12 protein-coding genes are annotated in these 14,752 nt (G+C 62.0%); all 12 read right to left on the reverse strand.

What is annotated here, in order from left to right; all coding sequences use genetic code 11:
• Window positions 1-148: 148 nt before the first annotated feature.
• Window positions 149-1,228, reverse strand: a complete 1,080-nt coding sequence (locus HU811_RS16685) for a tartrate dehydrogenase (RefSeq protein WP_092399075.1) — start codon at window positions 1,226-1,228, stop codon at window positions 149-151.
• Window positions 1,229-1,268: 40 nt separating this feature from the next.
• Entirely contained in the window at window positions 1,269-2,726 is a 1,458-nt protein-coding gene (locus HU811_RS16690; protein ID WP_186657004.1) for an NAD-dependent succinate-semialdehyde dehydrogenase, read from the reverse strand.
• Between the two features lie 261 nt (window positions 2,727-2,987).
• On the reverse strand, window positions 2,988-4,145 hold the full coding sequence (argE, locus tag HU811_RS16695) for an acetylornithine deacetylase (protein ID WP_186657007.1): 1,158 nt from the start codon (window positions 4,143-4,145) through the stop codon (window positions 2,988-2,990).
• The gene (locus HU811_RS16700) at window positions 4,142-5,296 is read right to left on the reverse strand and encodes an NAD(P)/FAD-dependent oxidoreductase (RefSeq protein ID WP_186657009.1); all 1,155 of its coding nucleotides are present in this window, start codon (window positions 5,294-5,296) and stop codon (window positions 4,142-4,144) included. The genes argE and HU811_RS16700 overlap by 4 nt, the downstream gene beginning before the upstream one ends.
• Complete coding sequence (locus tag HU811_RS16705) at window positions 5,293-6,684, reverse strand: FAD/NAD(P)-dependent oxidoreductase (protein WP_186657012.1); 1,392 nt, start codon at window positions 6,682-6,684, stop codon at window positions 5,293-5,295. The genes HU811_RS16700 and HU811_RS16705 overlap by 4 nt, the downstream gene beginning before the upstream one ends.
• On the reverse strand, window positions 6,666-6,974 hold the full coding sequence (locus HU811_RS16710; protein WP_092399085.1) for a (2Fe-2S)-binding protein: 309 nt from the start codon (window positions 6,972-6,974) through the stop codon (window positions 6,666-6,668). Before HU811_RS16710 ends, HU811_RS16705 begins: the two co-directional genes overlap by 19 nt.
• Window positions 6,971-8,815, reverse strand: coding sequence for an ABC transporter ATP-binding protein (locus HU811_RS16715; protein WP_186657015.1), 1,845 nt, complete (start codon window positions 8,813-8,815; stop codon window positions 6,971-6,973). Before HU811_RS16715 ends, HU811_RS16710 begins: the two co-directional genes overlap by 4 nt.
• Window position 8,816: 1 nt before the next feature.
• Window positions 8,817-9,692: an ABC transporter permease gene (locus HU811_RS16720; protein ID WP_092399089.1), complete on the reverse strand. Its 876-nt coding sequence runs from the start codon at window positions 9,690-9,692 to the stop codon at window positions 8,817-8,819.
• Window positions 9,689-10,645 carry an ABC transporter permease gene (locus tag HU811_RS16725; RefSeq protein ID WP_186657018.1) on the reverse strand — a complete coding sequence of 319 codons (957 nt, stop codon included), beginning with the start codon at window positions 10,643-10,645 and terminating at the stop codon, window positions 9,689-9,691. The genes HU811_RS16720 and HU811_RS16725 overlap by 4 nt, the downstream gene beginning before the upstream one ends.
• 45 nt (window positions 10,646-10,690) lie before the next feature.
• Complete coding sequence (locus HU811_RS16730; protein WP_092399093.1) at window positions 10,691-12,334, reverse strand: ABC transporter substrate-binding protein; 1,644 nt, start codon at window positions 12,332-12,334, stop codon at window positions 10,691-10,693.
• Window positions 12,335-12,420: 86 nt separating this feature from the next.
• The gene (locus tag HU811_RS16735; RefSeq protein WP_092399095.1) at window positions 12,421-13,695 is read right to left on the reverse strand and encodes an NAD(P)/FAD-dependent oxidoreductase; all 1,275 of its coding nucleotides are present in this window, start codon (window positions 13,693-13,695) and stop codon (window positions 12,421-12,423) included.
• Window positions 13,696-13,730: 35 nt separating this feature from the next.
• Window positions 13,731-14,399, reverse strand: coding sequence for a haloacid dehalogenase type II (locus tag HU811_RS16740; protein ID WP_092399097.1), 669 nt, complete (start codon window positions 14,397-14,399; stop codon window positions 13,731-13,733).
• Window positions 14,400-14,752 lie beyond the last annotated feature (353 nt).

Consider the following 14,752-nt stretch of genomic DNA (forward strand, 5'->3'; position numbering starts at 1 on the left):
AGCCCGCTCCCACAGGGGATTGGCGGTGGATGTGCATCCTGCAACCATCCCGCAAAGGGATTTTCGGTGAATTTGAATTTTGCGATCAAACCCCAAAAAAAAGCCCGCAGTGTGAGCGGGCAAAAAGGTGTCACAGGTTAGTAAAGCGTCAAAGCGCTGCGACGATGGCCATGCCAACGTCCTGGGTCGAGCCCTGTCCGCCCAGGTCGGGAGTGATCGGCCCCTGGGCTATCACTTGTTCAATAGCCTTGAGAATCCCGTCATGGGCGGCGCGATAACGTTCATCACCATTGCCCAGGAAATCGAGCATCAACGCCCCGGACCAGATCATCGCAATCGGGTTGGCAATGTTCTGTCCATAAATATCCGGCGCCGAGCCATGCACCGGTTCGAACAACGACGGGAAGCGCCGCTGCGGATCGAGGTTGGCCGACGGCGCGATGCCGATGGTGCCGGCGCAAGCCGGGCCGAGGTCGGAGAGGATGTCGCCGAACAGGTTTGACGCCACCACCACATCAAAACGGTCCGGCTGCAGAACGAAACGCGCACACAGGATATCGATGTGCTGTTTGTCCCATTGCACATCCGGGTACTGCTCGGCCATCAACGCCGTGCGCTCGTCCCAATACGGCATGCTGATGGAGATCCCGTTGGACTTGGTCGCCGCCGTCAGGCGCTTGCGCGGTCGGGTCTGGGCCAGATCGAAGGCGAACTTGAGAATCCGATCGACGCCGCGCCGGGTGAACACCGACTCCTGGAGCACGAACTCATGCTCAGTGCCTTCAAACATCTTGCCGCCCACGGAGGAGTATTCGCCTTCGGTGTTCTCACGGATCACCACGAAATCGATATCCCCCGCTTCTCGCCCGGCCAAGGGGCACGGCACGCCCGGGAACAGCCGCACCGGGCGAATGTTCACGTACTGGTCGAAGTCGCGGCGGAACTTGAGCAGCGAGCCCCACAGGGAAATGTGGTCCGGCACTTTGTCCGGCCAGCCCACGGCGCCGAAGTAGATCGCATCGAAACCCTTGAGCTGCTCGAACCAGTCAGCGGGCATCATCTGCCCGTGCTCCAGGTAGTAGTCACAGTGAGCCCAATCGAGCACTTCGATGCTCAACGACAACTGCCATTTTTTCGCGGCCTGCTCCAATACCCGAAGCCCTTCAGGCAGGACTTCCTTGCCGATGCCATCACCGGCGATGGCAGCGATTCGAAATGGTTTGCTCATCAATCGTGGCTCCCTGGTAGGTGTTCAAACAATGGACGCATCACAGTCCCCCGATGTGGAAGGCCTTGATTTCAAGGTATTCATCCAGGCCGTATTTGCTGCCTTCACGGCCCAGGCCCGACTGCTTGATGCCACCAAATGGCGCGACCTCCATGGAAATGATCCCGGTGTTAAGGCCAACCATGCCGAACTCCAACGCCTCGCCAAACCGCCATGAACGACGCAAGTCCTGGGTGAAGTAGTACGCGCCCAGGCCATATGGAGTGGCGTTAGCAAGGGCCAAGGCCTCTTCTTCAGTAGTAAAGCGCATCAGCGGTGCAACCGGGCCAAACGTTTCTTCGCTGGCCAGCAACATTCCAGCGTGGGCCTCGCCAAGCACCGTGGGCTGGACGAACTGGCTGTCACCCTCGGGAATGCCGCCACAGAGCAGACGCGCGCCCTGACTCAACGCATCATCGATATGCCGAGCGACTTTGCTCACCGCCGCCATGTTGATCAGCGGACCGATCATCACGTCGGCCTCCAGGCCATTGCCGACCTTGAGCTTGCCCACCTCCTCCACCAGACGTTCGGCGAAACGCTCATAAATGCCGTCCTGCACCAGAATCCGATTGGCGCAGACGCAGGTCTGGCCGGCATTACGGAACTTGCTGAGCATGATCCCGGCCACGGCCTGCTCCAGGTCCGCGTCGTCAAACACAATGAACGGCGCGTTGCCGCCCAGCTCCAGGCTCAGGCGCTTGATGTGTTCGGCACTCTGGCGCATCAGCAGTCGACCGACCGCCGTGGATCCGGTGAAGGAAATCTTGCGTACCGTCGGGTTGCCGGTCAGTTCTTCGCCGATGCCCGCGGGCATGCCGGTCACAACGTTGAACACCCCCGCCGGAATCCCGACCCGCTCGGCCAGCACCGCCAGGGCCAGGGCCGACAAGGGTGTCAGGTCCGACGGTTTGACGATCACCGGGCAACCCGCCGCCAACGCCGGGGCGCACTTGCGGGTGATCATCGCGTTGGGAAAGTTCCATGGGGTGATCGCCGCGCAGACGCCCACCGGTTGCTTGAGGGTGAGCAGGCGCCGATCGTCGCTGGGCGCCGGGATGGTTTCGCCGTAGACCCGGCGGGCTTCTTCGGCAAACCATTTAGCGAAGCCGGCGCCGTAGCGGATTTCGCCTTTGGCTTCGTTCAGCGGTTTGCCCTGCTCAAACGTCATGATCAGCGCCAGATCGTCCAGGTTGTCGATCATGGCCTGATACCAACGCTCCAGCAGCACTGCGCGTTCCGCCGCCGGGCGCGCACGCCAGGCCGGCCAGGCACGCTCGGCGGCGTCGATGGCACGCCGGGTTTCCACCCCCTGCATGGCCGGCACCCGAGCGAGCACGTCCCCCGTGGCCGGGTTGATGACGTCGAGCGTGGCGGCGTCATCGGCACCGATCCACTGCCCGTCGACGTAGGCGAGTTCTGCTAAAAGGCTGGGGTCTTTCAATTGATTCTTGAGCATGATCGCGTCCTGTTCCGAGGTATTTCCAGTCTAAGGAGATGCCGCGGATGAGGATGCTGAAAGCGGGGTTTGGGCAGTGTTGGATGCTGAAATTTGTCGTGCGGCAGCAGGCTCTACCGCAGTATCAGGAGCAACCCAGGAACCCTGTGGGAGCGAGCCTGCTCGCGATGCGGTGGGTCAGGCAGCATTGATGTTGAATGATGGATCGCTATCGCGAGCAGGCTCGCTCCCACAAGGGGCTGCATTTGTCACGAAAGCCAGCTACCGTCTCAATGACCCGAGCAACCCTTCCAGAAACCGCTCCCCGGCGTCCATCTGGCTGATTTCAATGAACTCGTCGGGCTTGTGCGCCTGCTCGATGGAGCCCGGGCCGCAGACCACCACCGGCACATCCAGACGCTGCTTGAACAGCCCCCCCTCGGTGCCGAAGGAAACCTTGGCGGTGCCGGTGTCCGCTGCGGCAAAGTTCTTCAGAAAGCGCACCGCCTCAACGCTTGGATGAGTATCGAGGCCCGGATAGACGTTCAGGGTCTCGATCTCGATGTCCGCCACACTGGAGAGTTTTTTCGCCTCGCGCACGATCACTTCAGCGTGTTCGCGCAGCTGCTCCAGGAACTGATCCAGGTCATCGGCCAGCAGGTTGCGCACTTCAAAATCCAGGGTGCACAGGTTCGGCACAATGTTCAGCGCCTTGCCACCGACAATCTGCCCGACATGCACGGTGCTGTAGGGCACGTCGTAATCGGCGTCCCGAGCGCCCTGCTCTTGCAACTGCTGCTGGCTCTGGCGCAACGCAGCGATGAAATCGCAGGCCACATGAATCGCATTGACCGAACGCGGCGCCAGGGACGAGTGCGCCTCCAGGCCTCGACAATAAGTGCGATAAGAGCCTTTGCCCTTGTGCCCGAGCACGAACTGCATGTTGGTCGGCTCGCCGATCACGCACAAAAACGGCCTTACCGGTGCCAGGTGCAGCACGTCGAGCAAGCGGCGTACGCCCACGCAGCCGATCTCCTCATCATGGGAGAGCGCCAGTTGCAGCGGCCGGTTCAAGGAGTGGTCAGCAGCGTCGAGCATGGCGTCGATGGCCAAGGCGATGAACCCCTTCATGTCGCAACTGCCGCGACCGTACACCCGCCCCTCGCGCACTGTCGCCTGGAACGCCGGAACGGTCCAGGCCTGCCCCGCCGCCGGCACCACGTCGGTATGCCCGGACAGCAGAATCCCCGGCAACTCCCGTGGGCCGGTACTGGCGAAGAGGTTGGCCTTCTTGCCGCTTTCATCCTTGACGATCAGCGACTCGATGCCCTTGCTCAGCAGTAGCTCGCGCACGTATTCGATCAGGGCCATGTTCGACTCTGAAGAGACCGTTTCAAACCCCAGCAGGCGTTCAAAAATGGCTAGCACGCGAGGTTTCATGAGGCTTTGCTCCGTTGCTCGGCCGTGGAGGCGAACCGGCGAATGGAGAACGGTTCGATCGAGGTGCTGGTACTGCCGGTGCTGATCAGCTCGGCCATGACGTCGCCAACCCCCGGCCCGAGCTGGAAGCCGTGGCCGCAGAAACCGAACGCATAGTACAAGCCGTCCACGTTGCCGCTGGGGCCCATCACCGGCAGGGAGTCGGGCAGATAACCTTCGATGCCGCTCCACACGCGAATGATGTTCAGATTACCCACGCCCGGCAGCAGGCGCCGCATCTGATCGAGCTGATTGAGAATGCTGCGCGGCTCGACATAAGCCCGGCGATTGAGCATGTCCGGTTTACTGCGATAGCCGCCACCAATGACGATGTTGCCCCTCGGGATCTGCCGGAAGTAGATCACTTCCTCGGGAATTTTGGTGTACACGCCGATCACCGTCGGTAAGGCATAAGGCACCGGTTCGGTGACCGCCATCTGTGGGCCGTTAGTCTCCAGCGGCACCGGCTCACCGAATTGCGCCGAGAGTTTCTGGCCCCAGGCACCTGCGGTAATCAGCAACTGAGCGGCGCTGAACTGGCGTCCATCGGTGGTTGTGACACTGAAATCACCATTGACCTTCTGTACTTCGGCCACTTCGGTCCGCTCCTCGATGCGTGCGCCGAGTCGCCGCGCCGCCCTGGCAAACGCCGGGGCCGCCAGACGCGGGTTGGCGTGACCGTCATGAGGGGCGTAGGAACCGCCTTTGACGTCCTTGCCCAGGAACGGGAAGCGCGCATGCAGTTCGCTACCTCGGTAGATCTTCAAGTCCAACTGTTGAGCTTCGGGCGCCGCCGCGTAAGCCTCAAGTTCGGCGATTTCATCCTCGCGATAACACACGCGCATGTGCCCGCTGGCGATGAACTCCAGGTCGTCGTCGATCAGTTCCGGCAGGCGCTTCCACAGCGCCCAGGAACGGTTTGCCAGCTCCAGTTGGCCGAGAAACCGCCCCTGGCGCCGCACGTTGCCGAAGTTCACGCCACTGGCGTACTGACCGATCTGGTCACGCTCCAGCAGGATCACCGACTGGCCTCGCTGGCGCAGGAAAAACGCTGCTGCCGAGCCCATCAAACCACCGCCGACGATGACCACATCAGCTTTATTGAGCGTCATGGCGTCACCTCCCGGGTGAGCATCGAAAGTGGTTTGACCGGTGCCTGGCCGCGCTGCCGCCCCACTTCCTGGACGTGGACACCGGCGGCTGCGGCAATGACTTCGGCCCCGGCCTGAGAGCAATAACGTCCTTGGCAGCGGCCCATGCCGACCCGGCTGAAAGCTTTGGCCCGGTTGACTTCACAGGCGCCCTTTTCACTGACCGTACGGCGCAACTCGCCGGCGCTGATCATCTCGCAGCGGCAGACGATCGCCTCGTCGGGCAAGGCCTTGGCTTGGGCGGCGGGCCAGGGAAACGCTTGGGCCAGACCGAGGCGAAATTGATCCATGACCTTGAGCGCCTGACGCTGCGCGGTAACCTGCGTGGCGTCCACCGGTTGCTGTAAATCGCTCAACAACGCCAAGGCGACCAGGCGCCCGGCGTGTTCGGCGGCATCAGCGCCACGGATCTTCGCCCCATCTCCGGCGGCATAAACGCCGCTGACCGAGGTCCGGCCCTCTTCGTCCGTGTCCAGCCACCATTGGCCTGAAGCCTCGTCAAAACGCAGAGCACAGCCCGCCAGATCAGCCAATTGAGTTTCCGGGCGCAAGTGATAACCCAGCGCCACCGCGTCGCAATCCACCGTCAAGGTTTCACCGGCCGCCGTGCGTACCCGCACACCACTGACGCCGCTGACCGCCTCACCCAGCACTTGCAATGGAGAGATACCCAGGTGCACAGGGATTTTCGCTCGATACAACTGAGCCAACAGTTTCATGCCAGTGAACAGCAATCCGGGCCGCGCCATGAGTTTGGGCAAAGCTTTGATGCGCAGCCCCAGCGGCGCAGTGTCCAGCACCGCCGCCACGTTGGCACCGGCCTTGAGGTATTGGCTGGCGACCAGATACAGCAGCGGTCCGCTGCCCATGAACACCACGCGATGGCCGATGGAAACCGCCTGGGCCTTCAAGGCTATCTGCGCCCCGCCGAGGCTGTACGTGCCGCCCAACTGCCAGCCCTCGATCGGCATCAAGCGGTCGGTGGCGCCGGTGCAAAGGATCAATGCGTCGTAATCCACCGTCGAGTGCAGGCCCTGGCTGACGCAGCACAGTTGCCCGGGCGTGAGGTTCCACACCAGGGTGTCCGGACGATAGTCAATCTGTGGGCGCAAACGGTCAAAGCTTTCGTGCAAGTCCCGCGCTTTGTCCGCCTCCGTGCCGTAGAGCGTGGCGTAGTTACGGGTGAAGCCTTCAGGCTGGCGTCGGTAGATCTGTCCGCCGTCGCGACGGTTTTCGTCGATCAGGACCGGCTTGAAGCCCGCCGCTACCAGGGTTTGAGCGCAACGGATGCCGGCAGGCCCGGCGCCGACAATGACGACTCGATGATTGCTCAGCCGCGCAGTGGCCATATCGCCTCCGGTTGCTTGGTGATGATGTCCAGCCCTTCACGCACTTCGCTGGAACAGGCGCGCAGACGTTCGCCGCTGCGGGTCCAGACCCAGCAATCCTGGCAGGCGCCCATCAGGCAGAAACCGGCCCGGCTGCCCGGATCGAACTCCGACTGGCGCAACGCCGGGCCCCGAGTCAGCAACGCGACCATCAGTGTGTCCCCCTGCAAGGCTTCGACGGGTTCGCCATCGACTTTCAAATGGACGATGGGCCGGCCCTGCTCGGCCAACCTCACGAAACGCGCGTTCATGCGTAGGCTCCCATGGTCATGCTGTTGGCATCCTGTTGGTTCTTGAGCAGTTCGGCGCTGTCGTGATGGCAGAGCACTTCACTGCCACCGTCGATGATTCGCCGGGGTGGCGCGGTGTGATTGCACAGGCCATCGACCCGCACCGGGCAGCGATTGAGGAAGGTGCACAGCCCCGCTACAGGGGCCTGGGCGCCCAAGGACGGGAGCGTGCCGCAGGTGGTGGTGCCGCAGCTTTCCAGCCAGCCCTGACGCAACTCGGGAACCGAATGGATCAGCAGGTCGGTGTAGGGATGGAAGGGTGGCTGGGCGAACGACTGCCGGGTGCCCTCTTGAACCTTGTGGCCGCTGTACATCACCACAATGTCGTCGCACAGCGCCCGCACCGTGGAGATGTCGTGACTGATGAACAGATAGGAAACCCCCAATTGCTGGCGCAAGTCGCGCAGCAGTTCAAGAATCGCCGCGCCGACGACAGTGTCCAGCGCCGAGGTCACTTCATCGCAGAGGATCAGGTCCGGTTTGGCCGCCAACGCCCGGGCCAGGTTGACTCGCTGTTTTTGCCCGCCGGAGAGTTCGCTCGGGCGGCGTTCGGCCAGCTCCCGTGGCAAACGCACCAGGTCCAGCAGCTCGTCGATGCGCTCACGCAACGCCGCGCCCTTGAGGCCGAAATACATTTTCAATGGCCGGCTTAGAATGTTGCCAACGCTGTGCATCGGGTTGAGCGCGGTGTCGGCATTCTGGAAGACCATCTGAATGCGCCGGAACTGTTCGTCGGTGCGCTCGGACAGGCTGCCACCCAAGGGTTGACCATCAAACGTCAGCCCGCCCAGTGCCGGGCTCAACAGCCCCGCCACCACCCGGGCCAGGGTAGATTTGCCCGAACCCGATTCGCCGATCACGCCGATGGCCTGGCCCCGGCGCACGGTCAGGTCGATGTCTTCCAGCACCCGGATCGACGGCATGCCCTGCGGATTCTTGTTGCCGTAGCCGGCGGTCAAACCCTCAATGGTCAGCAGCGGCGCATCGCCGGCCACACCGCAGGGCGGACGGATCGTCGTATCCGGCCGCGCCGCCGCCAGCAGGCTGCGGGTGTAGGCGTGAGCCGGGCCTTTGAGCAGCGGCGCGGTGGCGCTCTGCTCGAAGATCTGCCCGCCATTAAGCACCACGATCTGATCGGCCATCTGCGCGACGACCGCCAGGTCGTGAGACACATAAACCGCCGTCGCGCCCCGCTCGCGCACAACACGCTTGAAGGCGCGCAGCACGTCGATCTGGGTGGTCACGTCGAGGGCCGTGGTTGGCTCATCGAGCACCACCAGCAGCGGATCGCTGATCAACGCCATGGCCGCCATCACCCGTTGCAGTTGCCCGCCGGAGACTTGATGGGGATAGCGCTGGCCGATGCGCTCGGTATCGGGCAACGCCAGGTCACGGAACAGTTCGATGGCTTTGGCTTCCAGCACGGACCGGCTGCCCAGCCCATGAATCAATGCCCCTTCCACCACCTGGTCGATGAGTTTTTTCGCCGGGTTGAACGCCGCGGCGGCACTTTGGGCGATATACGACACACGATTGCCGCGCAGACCTTGCAGCTCGCTTTCGCGCAACGCCAGCATGTCATGTTCGCCAATCTGCACCACACCGCCGGCCAGGCGACAACCGCTCCGGGCATAACCGAGCAGCGCCAGGGCGATGGTGGTCTTGCCGGAACCGGATTCGCCGATCAGCGCCAGCACTTCACCTTTCTCCAGGGAGAAACTCACGCCCTTGACGATCTCCACCTCACCGCGTTCGCCACACGCGACCACGCGCAGGTCCTCGACTCGAATCAATTCACTCATTTCAATGCCCTCCCGTACGTCGGCTGCGTCGCGAAGACAGGCGGTCGATGAACAGATTGACGCCGATGGTCAGAGTGCCTATGGCCAGGGCCGGAATCACAATGGCCGGTGCTCCCTGATTGAGGCCGCCGATATTTTCGCGCACCAGCGAGCCCAGGTCGGCATCCGGCGGTTGCACGCCCAGGCCCAGGAAACTCATGCCGCTGAGCAGCAGCACAATGAAGCCGAAACGCAAGCCCAGGTCCGCCAGCACCGGGTTGAGCATGTTGGGCAGGATCTCCACGCAGGCGATGTACAGTCGACGCTCGCCACGGGTGCGGGCCACTTGCACGTACTCCAGCGCCTCGATGTTCACCGCCATGCTGCGGGCGATACGGAACGCGCCCGGCGAGTAGCTCAGCACCGCCGTACACACCAGCAAAGTCACCGACGAGCCAAATGCCGAGACCATGATCAACGCCAGCATCTTGCTCGGGATCGAAATGAAAGCGTCCATCAAGCGACTGATCAGCTCATCCAGCCACTTGGGTGATACCACCGACAGCAGTGCGCAACTGGTCCCCAGCCCACTGGCCAGGACCGCAGCCACCAGCGCCAGGCCCACAGTGAACTGTGCGCCGACCAGAACCCGACTGAGCATGTCGCGGCCCAGGTAATCGGTGCCTAACGGATAAGCGATGCTGAGGCTGTCGAAAACATTGTCAGAGACCACTTCCCCCACTGGGTGCGGTGCCAGCCACGGACCGAAGATCGCCACCAGCAACCAGAAGACACACATCGCGGCGCCCACCAGTCCAAGCCAGGACGTGGCGTGAGCGTCTTTTCCCAACGCCAGAGCGACCGCCGCGGTCGGGGGTTTCACAATGAGATTGTTCATTGATTTCTCAGCCTCGGGTTGGAAAGGATCGCGCACAGATCAGCAATCAACACCAATGTCAGGTACGCGGTACAAAACAACATGGTGCAGGCCTGGACCAACGCCATATCACGGTTGGTCACGGCATCGACCATCAGGCTGGCAATGCCGGGATAGTTGAAAATTGTCTCGACGATCACCACCCCGCCCAGCAGGTAGGACAGACTCAAGGCGATGGCATTGGCGATAGGCCCGATGGCGTTGGGCAACGCATGACGCAGGACCACCCGCACCGGGCTCACACCCTTGAGACGGGCCATCTCCACGTAGGGGCTGTCGAGTTGATCGATCACCGCCGCCCGGGTCATGCGCGCCATTTGCGCGATGATCACGCAACACAGGGTCATGACCGGCAAGGCGTAGGTGCGCATGAATTGCCACGGCGAAGTGATCTCGCTGGAATAGGACAACGCCGAGAGCCAACCCAGGTTCACCGCGAAAATCAACACGGCCAGGGTGGCAACCAGAAACTCCGGTACCGCCACCATCATCAAGGTAAAAAAACTGATGAAGCTGTCGACACGACCACCACGTCCCATCGCCGAACCAATGCCCAGGATCAGTGCCACTGGCACCGAGACCAGCGCTGTGGCGGCCGCCAGCATCAGGGTGTTGGGCACCCGTCCGGCCATCAGTTCCGTGACCGGCACGGCGTTGGACACCGACGCGCCCATGTCGCCGCTGAGCAGGCTCGTCAGCCAATGCAGGTAACGCAACACACCCGGCTGATCGAGGCCCATTTTCACCCTCAGGGCCGCCACCTGCTCCGGCGTGGCGAACTGTCCTAGGGCCTGTTGCGCCGCGTCTCCCGGCAACACCGCCGTGATGGCGAACACCACCATCGAGACGATCAACAACGTCACGATCGCGGCGCCCACGCGCCGGCCGATCAACCAAAGTGTGCTGCTATTCATCAGCCTGCCCTCCTGCCCTGTCACCCAGCCAATACCCGGCGTTCATCAGGCGTCCAGCCAGACTTGCTCGGAGAACATGTAGCCCATGAAACCGCCCAGCGGGTTGGTGCCATAGCCTTTTACGCGCTGGTCGACGCCATCGATGTTGCTGATAAACACCGGGATGCCGATGCCGCAGTGGTCATGCACCAGGGTCTGCATGTCGGCGTACATCTTGCCGCGCTTGGTCTCGTCGGTTTCGCCCCGAGCCTGGACCAACAGCTGGTCGAACTGCGGGTTCTTCCAGGCCGATTCGTTCCACGGTGCGGTGGACTGGAAGAACTGCGAAAACAGCATGTCGGCATTGGGTCGCGGGTTGATATTGCCGAAGCTGATCGGGTGCTTGGCCCAATGATTGGACCAGTAGCCATCGCTCGGCAGGCGGTTGACATTGAGCTTGAGCCCGGCCTCCTTGGCCGATTGCTGCAGCAACACGGCAACATCCACCGAGCCGGTGGCAGCCGGGGAGCACATCACCGGCATGGTGATATTTTCCATCCCCGCCTTCTTCAGCAGAAAACGTGCTTTTTCCGGGTCGTAGGTGCGTTGCGGCAGATCGGCGTTGTAAAAGCGTGCGCCCGGCGCGATCGGATGATCGTTACCGACCCTGGCGAAGCCGCGGAAAATCGCCGACTTGACCTGCTCGCGGTCCAACAGCAATTTCATGGCCTGGGTGAACTCAGGGCTTTGGCCGGGCATCTGGTCCTGACGAATGATCAGGTCGGTGTAGTTGCCCGACGGCGAATCCACGACCCGATGGGTGCTGCTGTTCTTGATCCGAGTCGTCGAGCGCGGGTTGACCTCGTTGATGATCTGCACGTCGCCAGACAACAGCGCGTTGACCCGTGACGGCTCGTCGCCGATACCGATGAACTCGATTTCGTCCAGATACGGCAAACCCGGTTTCCAGTAATTGGTGTTGCGCGCGCCAATGGAACGCACCCCTGGTTTGAACTCCTTGACCTTGAACGGACCGGTGCCGATGCCCTGGCTAAAGTCGCTGGTGCCCTCGGGCACGATCAGCAGATGGGAAATCGCCAGGATCGACGGCAGCTCGGCATTCGGGCCGCTCAGGCGTATCTGTACTTCATGACTGCCATTGGCCTTGACCTCGGCGAACTGCGACGCCAGCGGCAAGACCTTGGATCCCGTGATCGGATCCTTGTGTCGCAACAGGGAGAACACCACGTCGGCGGCGGTCAGCCCCTTGCCGTTATGGAAAGTCACTTCCTTGCGCAGGGTAATCACCCAGAGTGTCGCGTCAGTGGTGTCGATGCGCTCGGCCAGTTCGAGTTGCGGCACCATGTGATTGTCGAAACGCGTCAGCCCGTTGTAGAACATGTAGTGACGCACGTAGTCCGTGGACGATGAGCCTTTGGCCGGGTCCAGGGTGTCGGCGGTGGAGCTGGAGATGCCGGCGACGCGGATACGTCCGCCCGGTTTGCCTTTGCCAGGGCTTGCCGCCTCTTCGGCAAACAACTTGCCAGCGGCACCGAACAGGCTGCCGGCACCCGCTGCGGCCACCCCTGCCAACCCCAGCATCTGCAATGCATTGCGGCGTGACATGCCGCGATTGAGCCCTTCGAAAACACGCAGGCTTTCTGTACCGGTGATCAACTGGTCTTCAATGCCATTTTTGTTGTCAGTCATGTCAGTTCTACCTTTCGGAAAATGATAGGGCTCGATTGCGCACGATTAACGCAACGTGGTTGAAACGCCAAACAACGCCATGAAACTCAGTGCAGGTAGTCCTGCAGGCGGTAATACGCGCCTACCAGCGGCAGGAACCAGGGCTTGCCGAAATGCCCGGGAATGGCCGGCCAATCGAGTTCGCGCCAAGGGTTGGCCTCGACCTCGCCGGCCATGACCTGGGCCATGACCTGCCCCATGTGCACCGACATCTGCACCCCGTGACCGCTATAACCCATGGAGTGATAGACCCCTCCATGCTGGCCGGCGCGAGGTAAACGATCGGACGTCATGTCCACCAGCCCGCCCCAGCAATAGTCGATCCTGACGTCGGCCAACTGCGGGAACATCTGCACCATCGCCGCTTGCAGCACCTTGCCGCTCTTGGCGTCGGAAACGCTGTCGGACATGGCAAACCGCGCCCGACCGCCAAACAGCAGCCGGTTGTCCGGGGTCAGGCGAAAGTAGTTACCGATCATGCGGCTGGTGACGTAGGAGCGGCGTGCCGGCAGCAAGCTGTCAATCAGCTCCTGGGGTAGCACCTCGGTGGCGATAACAAAGCTGCCCACCGGTACGATTCGCCGCCGGTACCAGCCCAATCCACCTTGCTGACACGTGCCGGTAGCCAGCAGGATCTGCGAGGCCTGCAGCGCGCCTTTGCTGGTGTTGACCTGATAGCCACCAGCGCTGGCCTTCCAGTCCTTCACCGCCACACCCTGGAACACCAACGCCCCGTGACGCGAGGCCGCCTCGGCCAGGCCGACACCGAAGCGCCCGACATGCATCTGCACGCCGTTGCGCTGCAGCAGGCCACCGTGAAACTGGGCCGAATTGACCTCCGCCCGAGTCTCTTGGGCGGACAGCAACTCAACGTCGGCGTCGACTTCCTTGCGGATCAACTCACAGGTGCGCGCCAATCCTTCGTAGTGCAACGCCTTGGCGGCCAGTTTGAGCTTGCCGTGGCGAGTGAGGTCGCAGGCAATCGCTTCCTGCTCCACCAGCGAAACCACACTCTGTACGGCGCTTTCATAGGCCTGGTAATAAGCCCGCGCTTTATCGGCGCCGAGGCTGGCGCTAAGTGACGCGTAGTCCTGGGCAACGCCGGTGTTGCATTGACCGCCATTGCGCCCCGACGCTTCGCCAATCACCCTGCCCGCTTCCAGCACCGCCACGCTGGCCCCCTTCAAGGCCAGGGCCCGGGCGGCCGCCAGGCCAGTGAAACCGCCCCCGACAATGGCCACGTCGACCCGCCCGGGCAAACCGCCGAGCTGGGCACCAGTGAAGGCCGGTGCGGTATCGAGCCAGTAAGACTCACTGCCCATGTCTAACCCCTTTCACCTTGAAGAGTGCGCTCAACTCAGAGCCCGACCAGAGCGGCCAAACCGCCGATGTCCGGGATTTGGTGGTAGCCATACACAGCGTTCGCCGGTTGCTCATGACCGCGAGCCACGAAGGCCTTGTTCTTGATCTTCATGTCGTGGGCCGACATCAGGTCGTAGCGGAAGCTGGACGAGACATGCAACACATCCTCCGGCCCGCAGCCGAGGTTATCGAGCATGAATTCGAAAGCGGCCAGGCGCGGCTTGTAGGCCTGGGCCTGCTGAGCGGTGAAGACTTTATGAAAAGGCGCGCCGAGCTTGTCGACGTTGGACATGATCTGTTCGTCCATCGCATTGGAGAAAATCACCAACGGAATCTTGTCGGCGATTTTCGACAGACCCGCCGGTACATCGGCGTGAGGGCCCCAGGTTGGCACGGCGTCGTAATAGAGCTGGCCTTCGCCCCGATATTCGATTCCCCAGCGCTTGCAGACCCGCATCAGGGACGTCTTGATGATTTCATCATAGGGCCGCCACTCGCCCATCACCTGATCCAGACGATAAGCGGAGAAATCCTTGACGAACTGGTCCATCTGCCCGGCATCGACACGATCAGCGAACAGTTCGCGAGTCATGGTGCCCATCTGGAAGTTGGTCAACGTGCCGTAGCAATCGAAGGTGATGTACTTGGGTCGAAGAAAGCTCATGAGTGCGGTCCTGAGTTGTTGTTGAAGGCATGACGAGGCAAACATTGATGCCGTTCGTGAAGCATCGGTACAACGCTGCATCACGTTTTTATTACAACACCATGAGACCGTGGATAAACGGTTAAAAATACCGGCCGCTTGGTACAAACCACCGTTTTGCAGGGTTCGCTCAGCAGACTTTGCGGGATGCTCCAGAGGCGGGCGTTGCACCCGTGTTTCTGTGGGTTTGCGGACAGTTATGGTGCGTCTGGCGACGCGGTGAAGGCCGCTTTGCGGCAGAATCTACGCCTGCGGCGGGCCGTTCCAGCCTTTATCTTGAACGGGCCGCCGCCATCGCGAGCAGGCTCGCTCCC

This window comes from Pseudomonas tehranensis, from assembly GCF_014268615.1.
Classification (GTDB): Bacteria; Pseudomonadota; Gammaproteobacteria; order Pseudomonadales; family Pseudomonadaceae; genus Aquipseudomonas; species Aquipseudomonas tehranensis.